16 protein-coding genes and 2 pseudogenes are annotated in these 20929 nt (G+C 69.4%); 13 read left to right on the top strand and 5 right to left on the bottom strand.

Annotation, left to right across the window (positions count from 1 at the left end):
- Positions 1-87 precede the first annotated feature (87 nt).
- A complete protein-coding gene (locus RVF83_RS21415; protein ID WP_005200101.1) occupies positions 88-453 on the top strand; it encodes an Rv2175c family DNA-binding protein in 366 nt (121 codons plus the stop codon).
- Here the strand turns inward: RVF83_RS21415 and RVF83_RS21410 are convergent.
- Together RVF83_RS21410 and RVF83_RS21405 are read right to left on the bottom strand one after the other, a co-directional pair.
- Positions 422-2009, bottom strand: a pseudogene (locus tag RVF83_RS21410) (alpha-(1->6)-mannopyranosyltransferase A). The gene RVF83_RS21415 and the pseudogene RVF83_RS21410 overlap by 32 nt on opposite strands.
- Positions 2006-3158: pseudogene (locus RVF83_RS21405) on the bottom strand (polyprenyl synthetase family protein). The pseudogenes RVF83_RS21410 and RVF83_RS21405 overlap by 4 nt, the downstream one beginning before the upstream one ends.
- A gap of 11 nt (positions 3159-3169) precedes the next feature.
- Between RVF83_RS21405 and RVF83_RS21400 the strand changes: the two are divergent.
- Complete coding sequence (locus RVF83_RS21400) at positions 3170-4147, top strand: methylenetetrahydrofolate reductase (protein WP_005200098.1); 978 nt, start codon at positions 3170-3172, stop codon at positions 4145-4147.
- 13 nt (positions 4148-4160) lie between these two features.
- Here the strand turns inward: RVF83_RS21400 and RVF83_RS21395 are convergent, their stop codons facing one another.
- The 3 genes from RVF83_RS21395 to RVF83_RS21385 all read right to left on the bottom strand — a co-directional run bounded on the left by RVF83_RS21395 (position 4161) and on the right by RVF83_RS21385 (position 7532).
- On the bottom strand, positions 4161-5057 hold the full coding sequence (locus RVF83_RS21395) for an LppM family (lipo)protein (RefSeq protein ID WP_039880977.1): 897 nt from the start codon (positions 5055-5057) through the stop codon (positions 4161-4163).
- A 137-nt stretch (positions 5058-5194) separates the two neighbouring features.
- On the bottom strand, positions 5195-6817 hold the full coding sequence (locus tag RVF83_RS21390) for a phytoene desaturase family protein (RefSeq protein WP_168432610.1): 1623 nt from the start codon (positions 6815-6817) through the stop codon (positions 5195-5197).
- A gap of 46 nt (positions 6818-6863) precedes the next feature.
- Positions 6864-7532 carry a GNAT family N-acetyltransferase gene (locus tag RVF83_RS21385; RefSeq protein WP_005198799.1) on the bottom strand — a complete coding sequence of 223 codons (669 nt, stop codon included), beginning with the start codon at positions 7530-7532 and terminating at the stop codon, positions 6864-6866.
- A gap of 319 nt (positions 7533-7851) precedes the next feature.
- Between RVF83_RS21385 and RVF83_RS21380 the strand changes: the two genes are divergently transcribed.
- From RVF83_RS21380 to ftsW, 11 genes are all read left to right on the top strand, one after another.
- A complete protein-coding gene (locus RVF83_RS21380; RefSeq protein ID WP_005198800.1) occupies positions 7852-8316 on the top strand; it encodes an SAV_6107 family HEPN domain-containing protein in 465 nt (154 codons plus the stop codon).
- Between the two features lie 177 nt (positions 8317-8493).
- Positions 8494-8895, top strand: coding sequence for a DUF3040 domain-containing protein (locus RVF83_RS21375; protein ID WP_005198801.1), 402 nt, complete (start codon positions 8494-8496; stop codon positions 8893-8895).
- A 453-nt stretch (positions 8896-9348) separates the two neighbouring features.
- Complete coding sequence (gene mraZ, locus RVF83_RS21370) at positions 9349-9789, top strand: division/cell wall cluster transcriptional repressor MraZ (protein ID WP_005198802.1); 441 nt, start codon at positions 9349-9351, stop codon at positions 9787-9789.
- Positions 9790-10032: 243 nt separating this feature from the next.
- Positions 10033-11019, top strand: a complete 987-nt coding sequence (gene rsmH / locus RVF83_RS21365; protein ID WP_005198803.1) for a 16S rRNA (cytosine(1402)-N(4))-methyltransferase RsmH — start codon at positions 10033-10035, stop codon at positions 11017-11019.
- Between the two features lie 2 nt (positions 11020-11021).
- Complete coding sequence (locus RVF83_RS21360) at positions 11022-11927, top strand: hypothetical protein (protein ID WP_005198804.1); 906 nt, start codon at positions 11022-11024, stop codon at positions 11925-11927.
- 103 nt (positions 11928-12030) lie between these two features.
- The gene (locus RVF83_RS21355) at positions 12031-13965 is read left to right on the top strand and encodes a peptidoglycan D,D-transpeptidase FtsI family protein (protein ID WP_005198805.1); all 1935 of its coding nucleotides are present in this window, start codon (positions 12031-12033) and stop codon (positions 13963-13965) included.
- A gap of 146 nt (positions 13966-14111) precedes the next feature.
- Positions 14112-15791: a UDP-N-acetylmuramoyl-L-alanyl-D-glutamate--2,6-diaminopimelate ligase gene (locus RVF83_RS21350; protein WP_005198806.1), complete on the top strand. Its 1680-nt coding sequence runs from the start codon at positions 14112-14114 to the stop codon at positions 15789-15791.
- Positions 15788-16312 (top strand): hypothetical protein, encoded by a 525-nt coding sequence (locus RVF83_RS21345; protein WP_005198807.1) that lies wholly within the window; start codon positions 15788-15790, stop codon positions 16310-16312. The genes RVF83_RS21350 and RVF83_RS21345 overlap by 4 nt, the downstream gene beginning before the upstream one ends.
- Before the next feature lie 94 nt (positions 16313-16406).
- Positions 16407-17504: a phospho-N-acetylmuramoyl-pentapeptide-transferase gene (mraY, locus tag RVF83_RS21340; protein ID WP_005198808.1), complete on the top strand. Its 1098-nt coding sequence runs from the start codon at positions 16407-16409 to the stop codon at positions 17502-17504.
- Positions 17497-19083 carry a UDP-N-acetylmuramoyl-L-alanine--D-glutamate ligase gene (murD, locus tag RVF83_RS21335; protein ID WP_005198809.1) on the top strand — a complete coding sequence of 529 codons (1587 nt, stop codon included), beginning with the start codon at positions 17497-17499 and terminating at the stop codon, positions 19081-19083. Before mraY ends, murD begins: the two co-directional genes overlap by 8 nt.
- Before the next feature lie 5 nt (positions 19084-19088).
- A complete protein-coding gene (gene ftsW, locus RVF83_RS21330; protein WP_005198810.1) occupies positions 19089-20921 on the top strand; it encodes a putative lipid II flippase FtsW in 1833 nt (610 codons plus the stop codon).
- Positions 20922-20929: the final 8 nt, after the last annotated feature.

Here is a 20929-nt window from a genome sequence, read left to right as displayed (position 1 = left end):
CATCGGCGCGTGTGACCCGCCCCCGGTGTCGGGTGCGCGGAGGTCGGCGGTTTCATCGTGCCCGGGTCTACCGCTACGCTTCTTTCCGTGGGTTCCATTCCGTTGTCGCCTGACACCCTGTCCGCTGATGTCGAGATGCTGTCGGTCGACGAGGTCGCCGACCGGCTTGCGGTGTCCACCAACCGGGTGCGCACACTCATTCGTGATCACAACCTGCTCGCCGTCTCCCGCGGCGGGCATCCGGTCATCCCGGCGGTGTTCTTCGACGACGAGGGCGTCGTCAAACACTTCTACGGTCTCGTCGGGGTCCTGCTCGACGGCGGTTACACCCGAGACGAGGCGATGAACTGGTTGTTCACCGTGCAGGAAGACCTCGACCTCCACCCGGCCGCGGCGCTGCACACCGACTCCGCGCGCGAGGTCATCCGCCGGGCGCAGGCTCAGGCTTTCTGACCTTGTCCTCGCCGGACACCGGTTGATCCGGCGTTCCGGTACGTTCCGAGCCCCAGGCCCATCGTCCGAAGCGGCCGAGCCGCAACGGGTCCGGACGTAGCAGCGACCAGGCGGCGAGACCGGCGAGCAGGAACGCCAGCGTGAGCTCGAAGGGCTTGTAGAAGACGATCGCATCGTCGGGCTGGAACACGATGAGCATGAACGTCGACACCCCGACCACGGTCGCGCGCGCCCACGGCGGAAGCGTGAACGCCACCGCGACCGCCAGCACCCACGTGTAATACCAGGGGAGCGTGGACGGTTCGAGCAGGAGCACGGCCAGCATCGCCCACGTCATCCCGGCGACCGCATCCCGTTCGTCGTGACGGTGACGCCACCACAGCGCCACGAGGGTGACCGCGAGGACCGCGGATCCGATCGCACGCGTGATCTCCAGCACCGGTTGCAGATTCAGTGCGACGAACGGTGCGGCGACCAGCGTGACGACATGCGCGGCGAAGGTCGGGATCGTGAACCAGTTGATGATCACATCGGCCCAGCCCAGGCCCGTGAGCCAGCCGAATCCCAAGCCCACCAGCAGGGTCCACAGTCCGAACACCGTGACCGAGATGCCGACGATCGCGGCGAAGACACCGACCACGTCTCGGGCGGTCAGCGGCCGACGGGACCGTATGTGGGACAGCCAGATCCACAGGACGAACGGCAGCGCGATGCCGGCGGTGATCTTGATCGACACCGCGAGCGCGAGGACCGCGGTGCCGGCGACGTGGCGCCCGGTCACGACCAGGACGACACCGGTGGTCAGCACGCCCGCCATCAGGAGCTCGACGTGGGGTCCCGCGACGAGATGGATGAGGACCATCGGATTGAACAGCGCCAGCCACAGTCCCGCCTGCGGTGAGGCGCCGAAATGCCGTGCGAGCCGGGGGATGGCCCACAGCGACAGGAACAATCCCGGTAGCAGGACGAGTCGCACGGCGAGGATGCCGGCGACGACGTGGTCACCGGTGACCTCGGTGACCACGCGGAGCAGACCCATGGTGAACGGCCCGTACGGCGCGGTGGTGGTGGCCCAGACCGTCGCCATGCTGTCGACGAGCGGGCCCGGGTGGTGGGCCGGACCGTCGGCGTAGGGGTTGAACCCGGCCCCGAACACCGCCCCCTGGGCGAGATAGGCGTAGACGTCGCGGCTGTAGACCGGTACCGCCACGACCAGCGGTGCCGCCCAGGCGATCAGCCACCGCTGCAGGGTCCGGACGGACGGGGAGTCCGCGGCCCCTCGGGCGATCCGACGGCCGAGCCGCACCCCAGGCGAACACCATCAGGAAGACGCCGAGCCAGAAGAAGATGCCGAAGAGGTTCTTGCCGTGACCGTAGGTGATCCAGCTGAGTCCGAGGTCGGCGAGTGTCGTGGTGTTGCGGGGCGGGTCGCCGACGCCGAAGCTGCCCATGCACACGCCGATCGCGCCGACCGCGCCGATGACCAGATCGCCGCGGGCGGTCCGGTCACGAACGCCCGCGGGCGTCGCTGCTGGTGCTTCCACGCCGGGGCTCACGCCTCGCGATGAGCGGTCCGGTGGGCGACCGCGGTGAGTTCGTTGCGGATGTCGTCGCCGATGTCGGCGGTGTCGAGGGCACCCCAGAGCTGCCCCGAGGAGGTCGTCGATCTGCTTCTCCATCTCGGCGACCGCGCCCACGTCGACGAGAAGCCCTCGTGCGGAACCCAGTTCGTCCTCGTCGAGTGGGCGTCCGATGAAGCCCCGCAACCGGTTCCCGACGGCGGGGCCGGAGTCGTCGGCGCGTCGCAGGGCGGTGGCCAGCAGGGCGGTGCGCTTGCCCGAGACGAGGTCGTCACCCGAGGGCTTACCGGTCCGCTCGGGGTCGCCGAAGACGCCCAGCTGGTCGTCGCGCAGCTGGAAGGCGATGCCGAGGTCGTGCCCGATCTTCCGCAGCGTCGCGACCAGATCCTCCGACGCACCCGCGAGACGTGCGCCGAGCTCGAGCGGGCGGGCGACCGTGTAGGCGGCCGTCTTGAACTCCATCACCCGATACGCCGCGGCGGGCGAGTCGTCGCCGCTCGCCTCGTTGACGATGTCGAGGAACTGGCCGCCGAGCACCTCGGTGCGCATCGCCGCCCAGGTCGCGCCAACGGCCGGCGGGAGCGCGCGGTACTCGACGGTGCCCGCCTCAACCCCCGGCCGGTGATCGTGCACGAGGTCGTCGGCCCACGCGAGCGCGAGGTCGCCGGCCAGGATCGCCGCGGCCACCCCGTGGTCGGCGGCGTCGCCGGCCCAGGAGGCGGCGGCATGGCGTGACTGGAAGACACGATGCAGCGTCGGATGTCCGCGCCGGGTGTCGGACTGATCGATGATGTCGTCGTGGATCAGGGCACACGCCTGCACGAGTTCGAGGGCCGCGCCCACCCGCAGCGCGTCGCGGGCCTCACGACCGACGTCCGACGCCGGATCGGAGACGGCGCGACCTGATTCGGTCATACCGCACCGCCATCCGGCGAAGGCGAAGACCGGCCGGATGCGCTTGCCGCCCTGCAGGACGAAGTCGCGGACCAGTTCGGCCGCGGTACCGACCACCGGGGCGATCTCGGCCGCGGCGGGGACCGCGACATCGAAGAAACTGCGCAATTCGGTCTCGACGGCCGCCGGGACCGCATCGAGCGAGGTCGGCGTGGGGGAGGCGGAGGTCACCCTGCCAGGCTATGCGAATCGCTCTCTACACTGTTCGGGTGACCCCAACCGCTCCGGCACCCTCGATCGTCGAACGCCTGTCCGCCCCGCACCGTGGACCGGTGCCGTTCTCCGTCGAGTTCATGCCCCCGCGCGACGCCGAAGGTGAGGCCCGGCTGTGGCGCGCGGTGCGGATCTTCGAGCGGTTGTCCCCGGCCTTCGTGTCGATGACCTACGGTGCCGGCGGTTCGACGCGCGACCGCACGGTCCGCATCACCGGCGAACTGGCCGCCCAGACCACGCTGCTGCCGGTGGCGCACCTCACCGCGGTCAACCACAGCATCGCCGAACTGCGCGCTCTCGTCGGTGCGTACGCCGATCAGGGCATCGCGAACATCCTCGCGCTACGCGGCGACCCGCCGGGCGATCCGCTCGGGGAGTGGATCGCCCATCCGGAGGGCGTCGAGTACGCCGAGGAGCTGGTCCACCTGATCGACACCCTCGGCGACTTCCACGTCGGCGTGGCGTCGTTCCCGGAGGGCCACCACCGTGCCCCCGACCTCGAGCACGACACCCGCAACCTGGTGAACAAGCTGCGCGCGGGCGCCGAGTACTCGATCACCCAGATGTTCTTCGACGTCGAGGACTACCTGCGTCTCCGCGACCGGGTGCAGGCCGCCGACCCCGAGCAGGGCGCCAAGCCGATCATCCCGGGCATCATGCCGGTGACCTCGCTGGCCAGCATCAAGCGCATGGCCGAGTTGTCCGGTTCGGTGATCCCGCCGAAGGTGGTGGAGCGATTCACCAAGGCCGCCGGCGACGGTCCCGAGGAGGACCGTGCGACGGTTCGCGCGGTCGGCATCGACTTCGCCACCGAGACCGCGGAACGGCTCATCGCCGAGGGCGCACCGTGCCTGCACTTCTGCAGCCTCAACTTCGCCAAGGCGACTTCAGAGGTGCTCGGCCGCCTCGGCGTGGACGTCGACGCCGCGCTGCACGTCCCCGCCTGACGCCGGTCGGGTCCTAACTCTTCTCGGGTGCGCTCGAGGCCTTCGGGTCAGCGGCCGCCGAGAGACCCTCACCCGACAGGGTCGACGGTGCGGTGTTGGTGGCGACCGGTCGTCCCGGGCGCGGGCCGCGGTACCGCTTCGCGTAGGCAAGGCGCACGATGACCAGCACCGCGATCAGACACACGATGGCGACGAACCACGACCAGCTGCTGACCGCGGCGGTCGCGGGATCCGGGTAGGTGGCATCGGCGGTGAAGTCCGACGGCTCGCCCGGAGCCGGGGTCCAGGTGACCGTCGACTCGCCGACCTGGTCACCGTTGGTCGCCGTCACCGGCCCGCCGAAGGTGACCGTCAGCTGGACGAAGTCGCGACCCGGGATCAGTTCGGACAGGTCGGTGTCACCGCGGAAACGAACCACCTCGGCGCTGCGCTTGGCGGTGAGGTCCATCGTCAGCGAGGTCTCGCCGTAGGCGTCGGCGACAATGTCGCCGAGCTGGCCGAACTGGCCTGCGGTGAGATCGGAGAAACTCGCACGGGTGCCCACGCGGGTGACGGCCTCCTCGCCGTTCTCGCCGCCCTTGCCGTCCCCACCATCGGCTGACTCCGACGGGGAAGCCGACTCCTCCTCGGGCGTCTCCTTGTACTCGGCCACCGAGACCTGCCCCATCATCGACTCGGGGAGATCCAGCTGCGGGGCGCCGCGGGGATTGTCCGGGGACGTCGCGACTATGACACTGCCCGAATACCGATCGCCCACCGTCGTCGAACGTTCCAGACATCCGGCCATCAGCGGCGACAGGAGAAGAGCCACGACCGACACCGCCACCGGCATCAGCCGGCGGTGTCGGGACTGACCGCGGGAGGACTTCGGTGCACCCTGCTCGGGATTCGACAATCGCACGCTGCTCATCGTGCCAGACGCTCAGCGGAACGAGCGTCTCCGACGCTCAGCCGAACAAACGTCTCCGACGCTCAGCCGAACAAACGTCTCCGATGCTCAGCCGAACAAACGTCTCCGACGCTCAGCCGAACAAACGTCTCCGACGCTCAGCCGAACAAACGTCTCCGACGTAGTGCCGCGTGGCCGGCGATGTAACCGCTCGCGCCCGTCACCCCGCCGCCCGGATGTGTCGACGCCCCGGCCAGGAACAGCCCGTCGGCGCCGGGGACGCGATGACCGGCCAGGTCCGGGGTCGGTCGCCACATGAACATCTGGTCGATCGACATCTCGACATGCATGATGTTGCCGCCGATCAGGCCCAGTTCGGACTCGAGATCCTCGGGGGTCTGGATGTACCGGTGGGCGATGGACTCCGCGAAACCCGGTGCGTGACGGTCGACCTCGTCGCAGACCGCCGCGGCCGCCTGCGCACCCAGCGTCGACCAGTCGCCCCCGGCGTCGCTTGCGAGCCGGTACGGATGCCACTGCGCCCACAGGTTGATCGCGTGCCTGCCCTCCGGGGCGAGGCCGGGGTCGATCGCCGAGAAGCTCATCGCCACGACGGCGGGCCGCGGAGGCAGTGAACCCACCGCCGCGGCGGCGTGCGCGCGGACCAGGTGTGCACGGTCGGTGACCAGCAGACCGAGGGCAGAGTGGACGCCGTGGGCGGGCAGGTCGTCGGGGAGGCCGCGGTAGGCGGGCAGTGCGGTCGTGCCGAGGCGCACCGCCATCCCGATCCCGCTGCCGACGACGATGTCGCGCCGCCAGCGGTCGATGGTCCCGGCGTCGAAACCGCCCGCCGCCAACAGATCCAGGGTCGCCAGGATATGGCAGGCGTTGATCACCGTGGGCGTGCACCGACGCTCACCGGATTGGGTCTGCACCCGCCAGTGGTCACCGCACCGGGTGATCGAGACGGCCGGGTCCCCGCACACGATCCGGCCACCGTCGGCGCCGATGCGGTGGACGAGCGTATCGGTCAGCGCACCGCTGCCGCCGATCGCGCGGCCGGGCGGGATGAGATGCATGAGAGCGGCGAACCCGACCATCGGCGCGGTGCCGGGTGCGCTCATCGGCGGTCCCGACTGCGCGCCGAACCAGGCGAGTCCGGCCTTGAGCTGTTCGGAGTCGAAGTATCGGTCGAGGAGCGAGTCGCCGGACGTCATGAGCTCGGCGGTGAGGTTCATCATCGCGCCGCTGCGACGTCCGATCGGGCCGGTGCGTTCGGTGGTGGCCGTCGACCCCAGACCTCCGAACGCCCGTCCGAACTGTCGCATCGACGCCGGCCGGTAGAAGGCGTCCATGACGGCCTGCGCCCGTGGCGTCCAGGTCTCGACGAACCGTCGGTACGCCGCGGCATCCTTTGCGCCACATGCCCGTTCGATGGAGGTGCAGGTCGCTTCGAGGTCGGTGCGGAAGACGATCGCCGGTGCCGTGTCGGTCGCCGGCACGAAGGCCCAGGGGTCGCAGTCGACGTAGCGGAGTCCGTGTGAGGCGAGGTCGAGGTCGTCGAGAACGGGGGAGTGCCGGATCATCAGGTGCGCCGAGGAACCGCGATCGATGCGGTGCCCGGGGAAACGTTCGACGGTCGACACCGCCCCGCCGGGGATGTCGTCGCGTTCGAAGACCTCGACGTCGCGTCCGGCCTGCGCGAGGTAGGCCGCGGCGATCAGGCCGTTGTGGCCGCCGCCGACGACCACCGCGTCGCGCCGCTCCCCGTGCCCACTCATGAGTGTTCCGTGCTGTGCGGTGTCGTCTTTGTCTGTGCCACGCCCTCTATCTTCCAGATTGTGGCGGCACGGGGGGTGGCTGCAGCTTCAGCGGCAGCGGACGGCCGAGAAACGCGAACGGACGGGGGTCGCCGGTGAAGGTGAAATGCCGGAGCACATCCGAGAAACCCATCCGCCGGTACAGCGACCACGCCCGGTTCTGCTCGGCGGGGATCTCCGGCGTGGACAGCAGCACATGGCGTTCGGGGCGCTCGGCGAGCAGCCGCGCCAGCAGCAACTGTCCGATGCCGCGCCCCTGTGCGGTGGGGTGGACGTGGAGCTCGGTCAGCTCGAAGTAGTCCCGGGCGATCATCTCGATGTCGGCGGGGGAGCGTCCCGTCTGCCGCAGCCCGAGTCGGAGCTGCTGATTCCACCACTGCCCGGTCGCGCCGGTGTAGCCGTAGGCGATGCCGACCAGGACGTCACCGGGGCCCGTACCCACCGGCGGTCCGACCCGGCGACGGGACGTCGGCATCGACTGCGCCTCGTGCGGAGACAGGGTGGCGATCGCGCCGATTGCACGCCAGCCCGGCCGCGCGATGTGTTCGCGCCACAGCGACGCTCGGTGCACCTCGGTCCCGCGGGGATATCCCATCGCGGTCACATAGACGTCGAGAGCGGGCTCCAGCCACACTCGGGAGTCCTGACCACTGAGGTTCACCAGACGGATCGTCAACGTCGGATCGCCTCCGGGCTCACCGAGCGGGCCCGCACCGCCCCGGTCATGCGCTCTCCGACCATCTGGTGTGACTGTCCTCTCGGTACGGCGGACTCCGCGGAATCGGGTCGCGGGACTCGGTGTTGAAGAAGGTTGCGAGCGCGAATCACGCCTTGAAGAGACGCGCGACGCTAGCTATATTGAACGTGTCGAACGGGTGTTCGATGAATGTGCCTCCGCAAGCTGTTCGCGTTCATCCCGACGACATGACGGTCCGGTGGCGGACGAGGGAAGCGTCTGCCACCGGACACCGTCGTCAGCGAGTGAGGAGGATGCCATGCCCGGACGGCCCACATCCCGCCGGTCCGCCCCCGTCGACCCGGTGATGGTCGGACGTGCGCGCGATCTCCTCCAGCGTGCCCATCTCCTTCTCGACAACGCCGACGGCGTCTCCGACGACGCCGAGCGGTTCCGGCAGTTCTATCTCGTCGCACTCCGCGCGGCCGGCGCCGCGATCGCCATCAGCGAGCCGGTCGGCCCCGCCCGCCGCAAGACGTCGAACGCCTGGACTCGTATCGGTGTGGTCGCTCCCGACCTCGCCCCGTTGGCTGCGCGCTTCGCCACCCTGTCGTCCATCCGGATGAAAATCGAGTCGGGGATCATCCGAACACTCGACCCCGACAGTGTTGCCGGCATGCGGCTCCTCGTCCTCGACTTCCTCCGGAAGGTCGAAACCTTGGTCATCGCTCATGAGCAAGGCAAGTTCGGGACAGGGGACCTCCAAATCGGGCGAACTGCGTGAGGCCGGACACACTTTCGGCGTTCCGTTGTCGTTCCGGTATGTGCATCCGGGACCACAACAGCGAGTAATGGTGGTCGCGGCTGATTTCACCTCGTATCATGGGGGAATAAGGCGCAGACGCCTCACCGGTCGCGGTTGACCGTCGTCGGCGTCGCGGATCAGGGAGAAGGAGGGTCGGTGCCACTTTCGGAGCACGAGCAACGCATGCTCGAACAGATCGAGAGCGCTCTGTACGCGGAAGACCCCAAGTTTGCGTCCAGTGTCAAGCGTCGTCGGCTGGGTAAGTCGAGTGGCCGTCGTCGCCTACAGGCGGTGGCAGTCTTCGTCGTCGGCCTCGTGATGCTCGTCGGCGGTCTCATCGTCAAGATCGACATCGGGGGCTTCCCGATCGTCAGCCTCCTCGGCTTCCTGGTGATGTTCGGTGCCGGCCTCTTCGCCCTCTGGGGTGACGATCTCGCCGACTCCGCGACGTCCGCGCCGCGCGCTGGAGGCAAGAAGCAGTCCGGGCCGTCCGGCTCCAAGCGCAAACTGTCGGAGCGGATGGAAGAACGATTCAACCGTCGATTCGAGCAGGAGTAGACATCCCGCCGGCCTGAAGGCCACGACTCTTCGGAGAGCCGCGCACCCCATGGGGTGCGCGGCTCTTTTGTCTGGGCGGATGAGCGCGCTCCCGGCCTGTCGAATTCGCGTTCCCCACCGTCCCCCACCCGGGGTCCCCACCTTCCCCCACCTGCGTTCCCCACATCCCCCCACCCGGGTCCCCACTTTGCCCCACGTGCGGAGAACTGCTGGTCGCACAGACCTCTGAAGCCTCAGGAAACGCGTTTGTCACACGATTGTGGACGAGTCCTCACGCGTTCATGCAAGGGACACGCATGCAGTGTAAGAAGTTTCACGGGTCTGAACTGGGGATTTGCGGCACGGTGGAGGGCGTGTGGGCTTCTGGGGTGGAAAGTGGAGGAAAGTGGGGTACTGTGGCAGCACTGGGTGAGGCGATCCGGAGCGCGGAACCCAGGGGCAGGAGGTGTCGACATGTCTGTGCGATTCGTCGGCACCTACACGCCCAAATTGGACGACAAAGGGCGACTCACGTTGCCCGCCAAGTTCCGCGATGCACTGGCAGGAGGGGTAGTGGTCACCAAAGGCCAAGACCACAGCTTGTCGGTGTACCGGACCGAAGAGTTCGATGCGATCGCGGCGAGGATCGTCGAGGCGTCACGCAACGACCCTGACCTCCGTGCGTTTCAGCGGACCTTCTTCGCCGGTTCGGAAGAACAGCGACCGGACGGCCAGGGCAGGATCAGCCTGTCCTCCGACCATCGCATCTATGCGGGACTGTCCAAGGAGTGCGTGGTGTTCGGCAGCTTCGATCACCTCGAGATCTGGGATTCGGCCGCTTGGGACGAATACCAGTCGCAGCACGAGGAGAACTTCTCGGCAGCCAACTCGGCCGCGTTGAACGCGGTCCTGTAGCCGAGAGGGGACGAGGCGAAGCGGTACTCGGGCTTCGGGTGGCACGAGGCCCCGATCCGGTCCGACCCTGGCGTACTTCCCCAACGCCAGGTACGGAATCGGATCGGGACCTCGCTCCATCCGGGGCGCGGCCCGACGGTGATCCACTGTTCGCCCGCGACATGACACTCCTCCGACAAGTCCTTCGCACCGAAACGCCGACTCTGCCGACCGACATGGCCGACACGCCGATGGGGGCCCTTCGTGGATGACACTGGTGACGACACTCGCCGCTCCGGCGAGTTCGGCCACATCCCGGTCATGGGCCGGCGGATCGTCGAATTGCTCACCCCGGCACTGGAATCAGAGGGCCGGCGAGTGTTTCTGGATGCGACGCTCGGCGCCGGTGGGCACAGCGAACTCATCCTGGACACATTCCCCAACGTGCACCTCGTCGGTATCGATCGCGACGCCTCCGCCCTGGACATCGCGCGGCGCCGGCTCGAACCACACGCGGACCGGATCTCCCTGCACCAGGCCACTTTCCACGAAATCGCCGACGTCCTCGACGACGCCGGTGAGGAATCCATCGACGCCGCCCTGTTCGATCTCGGCGTCTCGTCGATGCAGCTCGACCAGGCCGGCCGGGGCTTCGCCTACTCGGTCGACGCGCCCTTGGACATGCGGATGAACTCCGACGACCCGCTGACCGCGGCGGATGTCCTCAACACCTACAGTCACGGCGACTTGGCCCGTGTGCTCTCCGAATACGGGGAGGAGCGTTTCGCCGGCAAGATCGCCTCGGCGGTCCTGCGTGAGCGGGAGAAGGAACCCTTCACGACGAGTGCACGCCTCGTCGAACTGCTCTACGCGACGATCCCGGCGGCTACACGCCGAACCGGCGGCCACCCGGCCAAGCGCACCTTCCAGGCCCTGCGCATCGAGGTCAACCACGAACTCGACGTCCTCCGTGAGGCGTTGCCGACCGCGCTGTCGGTCCTCACGGTCGGTGGCCGTGTCGCGGTGATGAGCTACCAGTCGCTCGAGGACCGGATCGTCAAGCGGGAGTTCGCAGCTCGCACGACCTCGACCTCGCCGCCCGGCCTCCCCGTGGAGTTGCCCGGCACCGCTGCGGAGTTCCGCCTCGTGACCCGCGGCGCCGAGCGTCCCGACGACGAGGAACTGACCATCAATCCGCGATCGGCGCCGGTGCGAGTCCGGGCGGTCGAGCGAGTCGAGAAGAAGGGCTGATCATGACGATCCTGCACGACGCCCCTCGTCGTCCCGGCTCCGGCCGTTCCGACGACAAGCATTCCGGCTCACGTCGTTTCGACGCCGGACGGGCCGACGCCGGACGGGCCGACGCCGGGCGGTCCGACACCGAACGGAACAGTCGTCGGTCGCGGCGCGCACGCATCGAGTCCGAACGGGCGACCCGCTCGCGGGCGGCCCAACGGGCGCTGGACCGCCGTCACAAGCGCATGGCCACCGGCGCGGTCGCACCACGCGCGGCCCGCGGTGGGTTGTCGATGTCGGGTGTCTCGCTTCGGGAACGCTTGCAGCACACACCCTTCGTGGTCCCGGTCATCGCGTTGCTGGTTCTGGGCCTCGGTCTGAGCCTGTGGCTGTCCACCAAGTCGGCTCAGGACTCCTACAAGCTCGGCATCGAGCGGACGGAGAACCAGTCGCTCATCGACCAGCGGGACGCGCTCAAGCGGACCTTCGAATCCGGCAACTCGGCTCCGGAACTGTCCCGGGAGGCAACCCGTCTCGGCATGATCCCGTCGGACAATCCGGCGCGGATGATCGTCGACGACCCGCGCCGGCCCCGCATCGTCGGGAAACCCGCACCGGCATCGGGGAAGCCGATGGCCGACCTCAACCCCGAACTGAAGCCCGACCCCACCGAGACCATCGACCCGCGCAAGGTGGACGATTCGATCGGCCTCGGCGGTGGGGCCGTCGGCGCACCCAACCCGCCGGCACAGCAGACCCCGGCCCCGTCGACTCCGGGGCAGTCCGGGCCGTCGCCGTCACCGCAACCCGTTCCGGCTCAACCTGATCCGGTGCCCGGGCAAGGGGAGGGCCCGCCGCCGACCGGGTCCGCACCCGCGCCCTCGACCCCGATCCCGGCCCCGAATGTCGTGCCCCGGACGTGAGGTGGCCGCGGGTCGTAAGGGCCGTCACAGTGCGCCCACCGATCTGCAACCCGCCGACGCCAAATACCTGTCACGACCTTGAAGCGGTGAACAATTGACGACCATGACACGTGCGACCTTCGAGCGACTCGGCAACGCGCCGTCTCGCCCGGGACGTCGCCCGGGCCAGGGCTCCCGTGCGACCGCCGGCGGCCCGGGTGGCCGCGGACCGGGAAAGGGCGGTCCCCGGAACAGCGGGGGACTGCACAGTTTCGGGTTCCGGACCAAGGTGTTCGGTGTCGTCGTGCTGCTCGTGGTCCTCGCGGTCGCGGGGAAGATGATCGTGGTCCACACCATCCAGGCCGGTTCCATCTCGGCCGAGGCCGCCCAGCAGCGCGAGTACACGCAGGTCCTGACGGCCAAGCGTGGTTCCATCCTCGACCGCAACGGTCGCCCGCTGGCCTACACCGACGAGGCCCGGTCACTGACGTTCCTGCCCAAGGCGGTTCGCAAGTCGATCGATGAGGAACACCGCAAGAACGACGAACTGCCCGGCGTCGACGAGCGCCTCAAGGAGATCGCCAAGGGTGTCTCGGTGGCACTCGGCGGTTCGATCAGCGAAGAAGACCTCCTCGCGAAGATCACCGGCGACGAACCCTTCGTATACCTCGCGCGGGCCGTCAGCCCCGACGTCGCCAAGCGCATCACCGAGGAGTTCCCCGAGGTGGGCGCCGACCCGGAGAGCATCCGGCTCTATCCCGGTGGTTCGCTGGCGGCCAACGTGATCGGTGACGTCAACTACGACGGCAACGGTCTCATCGGCCTGGAGGCCTCACTCGACGCGATCCTGTCCGGCACCGACGGTTCCCGTACCTATGACCGGGGATCGGACGGCGCGATCATCCCGGGAAGCACTCGCAACGTGCACCCGGCGATCAACGGCTCCACCGTCCGCCTGACCCTGGATTCGGACACCCAGTGGTTCGTGCAGAGCGAGGTCATGAAGGCCAAGCAGGCCTCCGGAGCGAAGGGCGCCTCAGCAGTCGTGCTCGACGCCCGCACCGGCGAGGTGCTGGCGATGGCGAACGACGGCACCTTCAACGCCGCGCTGCCGCTGTCGGATCAGCCGAAGGCCGAACTCGGCAACCCGTCGGTCACCTCCCCGTTCGAGCCCGGTTCGGTCAACAAGCTCGTCGCGGCCTCCGCCGCCATCGAATACGGCCTCACCCGGCCGGACACGGTCCACCAGGTGCCCGGCAGCATCCAGATGTCCGGCGTCACCGTCCGCGATGCCTGGGAGCACGGCGTCGAGCCGTACACGACCACCGGCATTTTCGGTAAGTCGTCGAACGTGGGCACGCTGATGCTCGCCAAGCGCATCGGCGAGGAGCGCTTCGCCGACATGCTCAAGCGTTTCGGGCTCGGCCAGCGCACCGGCGTCGGACTCCCGGCCGAGAGTGCCGGCGAGGTCCCCGCACTGAGCCAATGGTCGGGCGGTTCCTTCGCCAACCTGCCCATCGGACAGGGTCTTTCGATGACGCTGCTGCAGATGACCGCGATGTACCAGGCGATCGCCAACGACGGCCTGCGCATCCCGCCGCGGATTCTCGCCGGCGAGGAGCGCGACGGCAGCACCCCGGAGGGACGTGCTCGTCCCGAACCGGTCCGCGTCGTCAGCGAGGAGACCGCCCGGACGGTCCGCGACATGTTCCGATCGGTGGTGCAGGACGATCCGATGGGCGTGCAGATGGGCACCGGCACCAAGGCGGCCGTCAGCGGTTACCAGGTCTCCGGCAAGACCGGTACCGCCCAGCAGGTCGACCCGTCGTGTGGCTGCTACTCGAACTCGCGCTACAACATCACGTTCGCCGGGATCGCCCCGGCCGACGCCCCGCGGTACGTCATCGGGATCATGCTCGACAACCCGCGCCGCAGCTCCGACGGCACCGGGGGACAGTCCGCCGGACCGCTCTTCTCGACCATCGCATCGTGGCTGCTGCAGCGCGCCCAGGTCCCGCTCTCTCCGCCGACCCCGAGGCTGACCCTCACCGCGAAGTGATTCCGGCCCGGTGGTCGGCGCACCGCATCCCGGACGCCGATCCCGGGGTCGGTATCGTGAGTGCAATTCTGCGCCGAACACGAACCCAGACCGCGAGTGACCAGACCACAAGAACACCGACCGAGAACAACCGAGGAGGCGAACACATGACGTCTCGTGGTTCCTCGCACAAGGGATCGGCCGGCAGACGCAAGGGCAAGAAGGCCCCCGGTCGCCCGCGCGAGGTCGCGCCGACGGCCGTGACGGTCCTGTCGACGGCCACCGGCGCGCGGCTCGACCTCGTCGGCGGCGCCGATCGCGACACCAGCGTGCAGGGCGTGACCCTGCGCGCGCAGGACGTGCAGCCCGGCGATCTGTTCGCGGCCCTGCCCGGTGCGGCCACCCATGGCGCGCGGTTCGCCGACCAGGCGGTCGCCGCCGGGGCGACCGCGATCCTGACCGATCCGGCCGGCCGCGCGGAACTGAGCCGCGTCCTGCCGCCCGAGACCGCCGTCGCGGTCCTCATCCACCCCAGTCCGCGGACCGTGCTGGGCAGCGTCAGCGCCCGCGTCTACGGGAACCCGTCGCAAAGACTGAAGCTGATCGGGATCACCGGCACGTCGGGCAAGACCACCACGTCGTATCTCGTCGAGGCCGCACTGCTCGCCGCCGGCCACTCCGTGGGACTCATCGGAACGGTCGAGACCCGCGTCAACGGCGTCGCGCAGCCGAGTTCGCTGACGACACCGGAGGCCCCGACCCTGCAGGCGCTGCTGGCGTCGATGCTCGAGGACGGTGTCGACGTCGTGGTCATGGAGGTCTCCAGCCACGCCCTGTCGCTGGGCCGCGTCGACGGCGCACATTTCGCGATCGGCGCGTTCACCAACCTCTCGCAGGACCATCTCGATTTCCACCAGACGATGCGCGCCTATTTCGACGCCAAGGCGCAGCTGTTCGTGCCGTCGTCGCCGAACCACGCGGTACGCGCCGTGGTGTGCGTCGACGACGAGTGGGGTCAGCGAATGGCCGACCTCGCCCGTCGTCCCGGCGAGGCGGCGCATCTGCAGCCGGTGACGGTGTCGACCGGTCCGACGCCCGCCCATTGGCATGCCGGGCCGTCGGATCTCGCCGGCGACGGCACCTCCCACACGCCGATCACCGAACCCGACGGCGACCACGTGCTCGTCATGCCGCTCCCGGGTCGCTACAACGTGGCCAACGGACTGCTGGCCGTCGCCGTGGCCCATGCCGCGGGTGTGCCGATCTCCACCGCCCTCGACGCGGTCGCGTCGGTGAGCGTCCCGGGACGACTGCAGCGGGTCGACCGCGGACAGCCGTTCCTCGCCCTCGTCGACTACGCCCACAAACCCGGAGCCATCGAGGCCGTCCTGGCGACCCTGCGCGGTCAGCTCGCCGACGGCCCGGGCCGCGTGGCCATCGTGGTCGGAGCCGGCGGCGACCGTGACTCGGGCAAGCGGCCGCTGATGGGGGAGGCCGCCGCACGCGGTGCCGAACTCGTCATCGTCACCGACGACAACCCGAGGTCGGAGGAACCGGCCGCCATCCGGTCCGAGGTTCTCGCCGGCGCCCGCGGCGTCGACGCCGCCGACCGCCCGGCCGGTGCCGAACCGGTACGCGAGGTCTCCGATCGTGCGGCCGCGATCGCCGAGGCCGTCGCCTGGGCGAGGCCCGGCGACATCGTGCTGGTCGCGGGCAAGGGACATGAGGCAGGGCAGGAGATCAACGGCGTGAAGCATCCGTTCGACGACCGTGAGGTCGTCGCACAAGCGCTGGACGAGTTGCCGAACGCATCCACCGAACCGGTGGGCGCGGAGGGTGATCGATGACCGGATCGTTCGTCACGGTGATCCGCGGGGATGCGCCGGTGATGGTCGACGACGCACGTCTGCTCATCCGCCGACTCGCCGAGCACGCCGGCGCGATGCGCGGCAGCACCGCGGAAGATCGGCCGCGTACCTGGGCGATCATCGCCGAGGTCGCCAGCCCTGACGGGACCGCCGAGAACCAGCGCGTCGTCGAACACGATCTCCTCGGACGTCTGGCGGTCCGGCTGGCCGTCGACAAGACGCTCTGCGTGGGCGACTCCCGATCGGTTCACGCCCTGCACCAGGGCGCCGTCATGGAGGGGTCATGGGGAGACGAGGCGCGCATCGTCGACACGGTCGAGGCTGCCGCGGCACTCGTCGACACCGACCCGGACTGGCGGCCCGCCGCCGGTGATGTCATCCTCCTCGCGGCAGCGAACGCCGACCTCGACTCGGTGGTCACGGCGTGGAGTGCGAGCTGCGGGTGGCAGATCCGCGAGGATACGGACGCCGGTCACGGCGATGAGGGGACCACATCATGAGGGCACGCGATGAGGCGCGCCGGCCGAGAACACTGAGCAGAGTCGGAGAGAAGAGCGTGGCGGGGAACGGACGAGCGAACACGAGGGCAGCACGGTGACCCAGATCCTCCTCGCGGGTGCGATCGCGATCGCGGTGTCGATCCTGCTGACCCCCGTGCTCATCAAGGTGTTCTCCCGTCAGGGATTCGGCCAGGAGATCCGGGTCGAGGGCCCCCAGAGCCACCAGACCAAGCGCGGCACGCCGTCGATGGGCGGTGTCGCGATCCTCGCCGCGCTGTGGGCGGGCTACTTCGGCTCGCACCTCGTCGGGTTGTTCACCGACGCCGGCAACGGACCGACCGCGTCTGGTCTGCTCGTGCTGGGCCTCGCGACCGCACTCGGCATCGTCGGCTTCCTCGACGACATCATCAAGATCCGCAAGCACCGCAACCTGGGGCTCAACAAGACCGCGAAGTCGATCGGGCAGTTCATCGCCGCGATCCTGTTCGGCATCCTCGTGCTCCAGTTCCGCAACGACTACGGCCTCACCCCGGCCAGCACCCACCTCAGCTACGTGCGCGACATCGATGCGATCGGCCTCGGTGCGGTGGTCTTCGTGGTGTTCTGCTGGCTCGTGGTCGCCGCGTGGTCCAACGCGGTGAACTTCACCGACGGACTCGACGGCCTGGCCGCGGGTTCGATGGCGATGGTCCTCGGCTCCTACGTCCTCGTGACGTTCTTCCAGTTCGTCAACGCCTGCGCCGGCGGCGCCAAGCCGCCCAGCGACATCCCGACCGGGTGCTACCAGGTCCGCGACCCCCTCGACCTCGCGATCATCGCGGTGGCCGGCGGCGGCGCCTGCCTCGGCTTCCTCTGGTGGAACGCCGCACCGGCGAAGATCTTCATGGGTGACACCGGCTCGCTGGCGCTCGGCGGCATGCTCGCCGGCTTGTCCATCACGACCCGGACCGAACTCCTCGCGGTCGTCATCGGCGCACTGTTCGTCGCCGAGATCATGTCGGTGGTCATCCAGATCGCCTTCTTCCGGACCACCGGCCGCCGTGTGTTCCGGATGGCGCCGTTCCACCACCACTTCGAACTGGGCGGGTGGGCCGAGACGACGGTGATCATCAGATTCTGGCTGCTCACCGCCATAGCCTGTGCCTTGGGCCTGTCGCTCTTCTACGGCGAGTTCCTGACCACAAATGGCTGATCCGCGCGCCGAGAACCCCGCGTCTGACGGCGACCCGCTGGGGTTGGCCGGGAAGACCGTGGTGATCGGCGGCGCGGGTACCGCCGGCATGTCCGCGGCCCGCTACCTGGTCACCAGGGACGTCCGCATCCTCCTCGCCGACGACCGGTTCGCCGCAGGTGATGCCGGCGCCGCCGACCGGGAGTCGGCCGTCGCCGCTGTCCCCGGGGTCGCCGACCTGATCGCCCAGGGCGCCGCCGCCGTCGCGATCTCCGATCTGCTCGTCGACCCCTCGTGGACCGCCGACACCGCGGTCGTGATCGTCTCGCCCGGATTCGCACCCACCCACGATCTCGTCGCGCAGGCTGCGGCGGGCGGTGTGCCGGTGTGGGGCGAGGTCGAGCTGGCCTGGCGGGTCGACGCCGCGGGCCTGCTCGGGGAGCCGCGGACCTGGCTGGTCGTCACCGGCACCAACGGCAAGACCACCACCACCTCGATGCTCGCCGACATCGTCGAGCGCTCCGGGCGTGCCGGCGCGGCGTGCGGCAACATCGGCCTGCCGGTCCTCGATGCCATGCGTGCGACGCCCCGCGTCGACGTGCTGTGCGCCGAGTTGTCGTCCTTCCAGCTGCACTGGGCGCCGTCGGTCGCCCCGGCCGCGGGGGTGGTGCTCAACGTCGCCGACGACCATCTCGACTGGCACGGCACCTTTGACGCCTATGCACTGGCCAAGGCCGGTGCGCTGCGCGGCGACATCGCGGTCGTCGGTCTCGACGACGCCGTCGCGTCGGGCTTGCCGGGCGCGGGGCGCCGGGTCGGCTTCACGCTCAACCCGCCGCAGGACGGCCAGCTCGGCGTCGAGGACGGGCAGCTCGTCGACCGTGCCTTCGGCGCGGGTCGTCTGCTGTCGGCGGACGCCGTGCATCCGGCCGGCCCGTCGGGCGTCGCCGACGCCCTCGCCGCCGCTGCACTCGCCCTCTCGATCGGTGTCGAACGCGACGCCGTCGAGACCGCGCTCACCGATTTCCGGCCCGCCGCCCATCGTGGCGAGGTCGTGGCGACACGCGACGGCATCCGCTTCGTCGACGACTCCAAGGCCACCAACCCGCATGCCGCCCAGGCTGCGGTCGCCGCGTACGACCGCGTGGTGCTGATCGCGGGCGGCCGGCTCAAGGGCGCGTCGATGGACGGGATGCTCACCGCGGTCGGCGATCGGCTCGCCGGGGTGGTCGCCATCGGCCGGGATCGTGAGCTGGTCGTCGAAGCGATCACGCGACACGCCCCAGAAGTCCCAACAGTCACAGTATTCACAGGGGACGATGGCACGGTGAACGTGCATCGCCAGGGTCAGACCGCACCCGTCCTCTCGTCGATCCCGAACTCGTCGACTCGAGCATCGGGGTCGGACACCGCCGTTGCCGTAATGGACCGGGCGGTCGCCGAGGCCTGGGAGCTCGCCACGGCAAGCGACCCGAAGCCCGACGCGGTGCTCCTCGCACCCGCCGCGGCGTCGCTGGACATGTTCGCCGGCTACGGCCGGCGCGGTGACGCGTTCGCGCACGCCGCACAGGACATCGCCGGCACCTCTGCCGCGCGGTGAGTCGCGTGAGCACCGACAAGACCGCGGTCGACGAGAGCACCTTCGACGACGAGAACACGTCGGCCGACTCGTTCGACGACGGAACGGACGAGAGCCGGGCCGCGTCCGTACGTCGGAAGGCATCAGAGGGTGCGGGCGCGCTGTCGAAGCCCGCCGCCGAGGTCTCCGCGGCAGCGTCGACCGCCGCGGCGGTCACGGCCTCGTTGCCGGCCATGCTGGTCGAGGGCGTGCGCAACCTCCTGGCCCGGCCGCTGGCCTCCTACCAGCTGGTCCTCACGATGGCGTTCATGCTGACGACCTTCGGTCTGGTGATGGTGCTGTCGGCGTCGTCGGTCGAGGGGTACTCGCAGGAGGGATCGGCCTACGGGCTCTTCACGACGCAGGTCATCTTCGCCGGACTCGGCCTCGTCGTCTTCTACCTGATGCTGCGGGTCCCCGTCCGCCTGCTCCGACGCTTCGCCGCGCCGTCGATGGCCATCGCCATCCTGCTTCTCGGACTGGTGCTCATCCCCGGCATCGGCACGCTCAGTCAGGGCGCGCGACGCTGGTTCGTCATCTCCGGTGTGTCGGTGCAGCCTTCGGAGCTGGTCAAGGTGGCGCTGTGTATCTGGGGTGCGCACCTGCTCGCCTCGCGGCGCCGGGACAACGCCTCGATCAAAGAGCTCCTGATACCGCTGGTCCCGGTCGCGATGCTGGTCTGCGTGCTGATCATCCTCGAGCCCAACCTCTCGACGACGATCACCATCGCGATCATCGTCGGCGCGATGCTCTGGTTCGCCGGCCTGCCGATCAAGGTCTTCTCGGCGTTCGCCATCTCCGGCGTGATCCTCGCGGTGATCCTCGCGCTCGCCGAGGGCTACCGATCGCAGCGCGTGATGAGCTTCCTCGGCGGCATCGACGATCCGCAGGGCGCCGGCTACCAGGCACGCCAGGCGACCTACGCGCTCGCCAACGGCGGCGTCTTCGGCGTGGGCCTCGGCCAGTCGAGCGCCAAGTGGAACTATCTGCCCAACGCGCACAACGACTTCATCTTCGCCATCATCGGCGAGGAACTCGGCCTACTCGGTGGCCTGCTGGTGGTGTTTCTGTTCGTGCTGCTGGGCTACATCGGCTTCCGTATCGCGCACCGCTCCACCGATCCGTTCCTGCGCCTGATGACCGCGACCATCACCGTGCTGATCCTCGCCCAGGCGTTCATCAACATCGGCTACGTCATCGGCCTGCTGCCGGTCACCGGTATCCAGTTGCCACTCATCTCGGCGGGCGGTACGTCGACGCTGACCGTGCTCGCGATGCTCGGCCTCCTGGCCAACGCCGCGCGACACGAACCCGAAGCCGTTGCGGCACTCACCACCGGGTCCCAGGGCCGGCTGGGCCGGATCCTGCGGCTCCCGACACCGGTGGCCTACCGGCAGACGCGCGCAGAGACCCTGCGAGATCGACTCGCCGAGCGTCGCTCGGCCGGTGGACGATCCGGGGGCCGTACCGCCGGACGGGCCGGGGCACCCGGGCGGGCAGGAGCGTCGACCCGTCGCGGACGACCGGCCGAACCCGCTCCGACCCAGAGCCGGTTCAGCATGCCGTGGAAACGGGCGAAGTCCACCGAACCGGCACCCGCACGAGGTGCGTCCGCACGGCGTCCGGCCGCGGCAGGTCGCACCCGACCTGCGCCGTCGGCACGAGCGGGCGTCGACTACCGTGGCGGGTATCCCGGCGCCGGCAGTGCACGTCGCTCGGCGTCACCGGGGTGGCGGGCGGGCGCGCATCAGCCGCGGACGCCGAGGTCCGCCGACCCCGGGCGCGATCGGCCGACACACGGCCGCGCGGGACGCCGCTGACGGCTCCC

The sequence above is a fragment of the Gordonia rubripertincta genome (assembly GCF_038024875.1).
In the GTDB taxonomy this organism is placed as follows: Bacteria; Actinomycetota; Actinomycetes; order Mycobacteriales; family Mycobacteriaceae; genus Gordonia; species Gordonia rubripertincta.
This window is presented reverse-complemented; position numbering and strand designations above follow the sequence as displayed.

What these genes read in the sequence shown, in the direction of transcription:
- RVF83_RS21400 (WP_005200098.1), top strand. Translation starts at nt 3,170, where the DNA reads ATGCGAATCGCTCTCTACACTGTTCGGGTGACCCCAACCGCTCCGGCA.
- RVF83_RS21395 (WP_039880977.1), bottom strand. Translation starts at nt 5,057, where the DNA reads ATGAGCAGCGTGCGATTGTCGAATCCCGAGCAGGGTGCACCGAAGTCC.
- RVF83_RS21390 (WP_168432610.1), bottom strand. Translation starts at nt 6,817, where the DNA reads ATGAGTGGGCACGGGGAGCGGCGCGACGCGGTGGTCGTCGGCGGCGGC.
- RVF83_RS21380 (WP_005198800.1), top strand. Translation starts at nt 7,852, where the DNA reads ATGCCCGGACGGCCCACATCCCGCCGGTCCGCCCCCGTCGACCCGGTG.
- mraZ (WP_005198802.1), top strand. Translation starts at nt 9,349, where the DNA reads ATGTCTGTGCGATTCGTCGGCACCTACACGCCCAAATTGGACGACAAA.
- RVF83_RS21360 (WP_005198804.1), top strand. Translation starts at nt 11,022, where the DNA reads ATGACGATCCTGCACGACGCCCCTCGTCGTCCCGGCTCCGGCCGTTCC.
- RVF83_RS21355 (WP_005198805.1), top strand. Translation starts at nt 12,031, where the DNA reads ATGACACGTGCGACCTTCGAGCGACTCGGCAACGCGCCGTCTCGCCCG.
- RVF83_RS21350 (WP_005198806.1), top strand. Translation starts at nt 14,112, where the DNA reads ATGACGTCTCGTGGTTCCTCGCACAAGGGATCGGCCGGCAGACGCAAG.
- RVF83_RS21345 (WP_005198807.1), top strand. Translation starts at nt 15,788, where the DNA reads ATGACCGGATCGTTCGTCACGGTGATCCGCGGGGATGCGCCGGTGATG.
- murD (WP_005198809.1), top strand. Translation starts at nt 17,497, where the DNA reads ATGGCTGATCCGCGCGCCGAGAACCCCGCGTCTGACGGCGACCCGCTG.